This is a genomic window from Streptodolium elevatio (assembly GCF_040649515.1).
In the GTDB taxonomy this organism is placed as follows: Bacteria; Actinomycetota; Actinomycetes; order Streptomycetales; family Streptomycetaceae; genus Yinghuangia; species Yinghuangia elevatio.
On record NZ_JBEZFP010000276.1, the window covers coordinates 1 to 2674 of the forward strand.

Sequence of the window (2674 nt, forward strand, 5' to 3'; positions counted from 1 at the left end):
CCCGCGCCCGGGACCGCCCGCAACACCCGGCCGCCCGTGAGCGGACCGATCGGCGAGCTGGGCATCGAGGATCTTCGCCTGCTGATCGGGCAGCAGATCGGCCTCGCGCACCTGGTCCCGGTCGCCTTGGTGCATCTGCAGCAGGACCCGCTCGTCCAGGGCGACTTCTACGAAGGCGACCTCCTCGCCGCCGTCCTCCGTGTCGACCAACCGTTCTGGGACAGCCGCCACGACCACACAGTCCAACTGCTGCGGATCCTGGCCAACCTGCCCCCACCCCCGCAAGCATCCTCGAGTACGTCACCGCGTTCCGATCGGCCAACCCTGACACGGAGTGACGAGCTCCACATCTCCACACAATCTGAGCCAGCGCCGCTTCTCACCGACACAGCCATCCACGACTTCACCGGCACCCTGACCGACCTCCTCGCCACCGCAAAGGCCGCCACTGCCCCGCCCGCGTGACCCGCCCGGCGTACCGGACACCCGTTCACACCGGTCATCCACATCGCGCGGCGGCAACCGCCGCACGCGCGCAACTGTCTGGGCCGTGGGCTAACTTCCGGGCATCCATTGCCAGCGGGTAATGCCCCCGGCTCCTGCCCGCTGCTCCTGTCCCCAGGGAGGGCCACTCGTGGCGAACGACCGTCGACCCGACGCAGCACAGTCCCTGCACGCCGACGTGCTGAAAAAGATCGAACACCTGGGTGGACGGTTCCCGGCTGCGTTCGTGCTCCGCGACCAGGTCGTGGACACCCCCGCGGGCCCGCATCCGGTTCCCGCGTCGGTGCAGGCGCTGCTCGCCGTGGAATGGCCGGCCGACCGGCGGCTGCGTACCCGCGACGAATTCGACTGGGAGTTCCGCTTCGGCGGATCCGAGGCCGACGACGGCCTCTTCGCCGAAGACCGGCCCAGGCCCTGGTACGTCGTCGCCCACGACGAAGGCCAGTTCCTCTACCTGGTCGACCTCGCCGAGGCCGCCGGCGACGATTCGCCGCCCGTGTACGTCGTCGACCACGAAGGGGACGAGCCGTCTCAGCACGGCGCGCCGTCGCTGTGGCACCGGCTGTGCAGGCTCAGGTCGTCCAGTCCCGCCATGGACCTGGGCCGAGCCTGCGTACGCGGCAACACCGCGCGGGTGCAGCGTGCCCTCGACGAGGGGGCAGGCACCGGGCCGTTGGAGGACTCCGGGCTCACGCCGCTGCACCTGGCCGCGGTCTCCGGATCCGTGGAGACCATGAAGGTCCTGCTCGCCGCAGGCGCCGACCCGGACGCCGCCCTCGACCGCTACACCAGCCTCACCGAGTATCTCGGCGAGGACGTCGACAACCTGCCTGCGTGGCCGTTCGAGCTCGCCACGGACACGACCCCGCTCCTGGTCGCGCTCGGGCTCCTCGTCGAACCCGTCCGCGCCCGACGCATCCCCGACGTGGTCGCCCTCCTCCTGGCCGCGGGCGCGGACCCGAACGCCGCCACGCCCAGGGCCGCGGAACGCAGCGAGAACGAAGGTCTCAACGCCGCCGACATCGCCTACGAGATCATGCGCGTCCGCGACGTCCCGCAGGCAGCCGCATGCCTGCGGATGCTCCGCGACGCGGGCGGCGAACTCGACCTCAACGCCGAATGGGCCGCGGAACAGGGGTACGTGGGCTGAACCGAGACGGCGCTGCCTCCGGCAGGGGGACCAAACCGCGAAGCGCCGCCGTAATGAAGGCATTGAGTCCGCTGACCGCGAGGACCATGGTGAGCCAGCCATAGCTCCCCTGCCTGGGATGACCGGCCACGGCCAGCAGCCCTGCCGCGGCCCCGCGCCCAGGACGAACATCGTCCAGAGGACGACGAGCCACACCACCAGTCCGGTCGGCTGCCGGGCAGCGTCAACAGCCTGGACCAGCGGGGAATTGCGGATGTGCACTGCGGAAGCCTCCAGGGCAAGGACGAGCCCACCGGCGGCGCTACGCACCGCCATGTCCAACGCCGGGGAGCAGCTGCCCACCGACGGTGGGCAAGTCAAGAGCATCCGACACTCGATTGCTTGGAACTACGCCAGGGCAGCAACCCCGAGCACGCGGACACCGGAGTACCGCTTCTCCGCTGACCTGCCGCCCGAAGCCGAACCGGCCGAGACCATCGAGCTCCTCCAGCAACTGGCAGGCCAAGAGCGCCTCCACTGGGAGATCGACGCGTAGCCTCCAGGCGCGGGAAACGATCACCTGGCCGGCGGGAATCCGCACACCCGTACGCCTCGACTCACCAGCTCACCGCCAACCTCAAGGCGCTGCTGGAAGCCGACGACGAAGACTGACGTGGCACTCATCGCAGGGCGCCCGAGGAAACCCCCCGGGGCCTGCGACGTAAGACCCGCCGACCACATCCCCCGGTTGCACGCACACCCCTCGCGTCGCCGCCCTACGGGGAACCGTACAACCGAGGACGGCGCGCCTCCGCACACGGTTCCGGAGGGACGTTCACGCCGTGTGCGTCTCAGGCCTCTGACCTGCGGCGGAACCGATGCTGAGGCTCGGCTCGCAGGGCGGCGTTTCGCGCTGGTTTCGCGATCACGGGGCGGCGAGATCGTACGACGCTCAAGTTCCGCTGAGCACGAGCTCGCGTACGCGTGCTGCCTGGTCGCGGACGTCATCGTCGGGGTCAGCGGCGCTGACTTCGTCCAGTA

The 2674-nt window shown here is 70.0% G+C and carries 2 protein-coding genes; both read left to right on the plus strand.

Annotated elements, in window-relative coordinates; genetic code table 11:
* Positions 1–465: contact-dependent growth inhibition system immunity protein (locus tag AB0C36_RS42985; RefSeq protein ID WP_358365222.1), on the plus strand; the 465-nt coding region annotated here is incomplete at its 5' end.
* A 169-nt stretch (positions 466–634) separates the two neighbouring features.
* Positions 635–1654 (plus strand): ankyrin repeat domain-containing protein, encoded by a 1020-nt coding sequence (locus tag AB0C36_RS42990; RefSeq protein ID WP_358365225.1) that lies wholly within the window; start codon positions 635–637, stop codon positions 1652–1654.
* The last annotated feature ends 1020 nt before the right edge of the window (positions 1655–2674 follow it).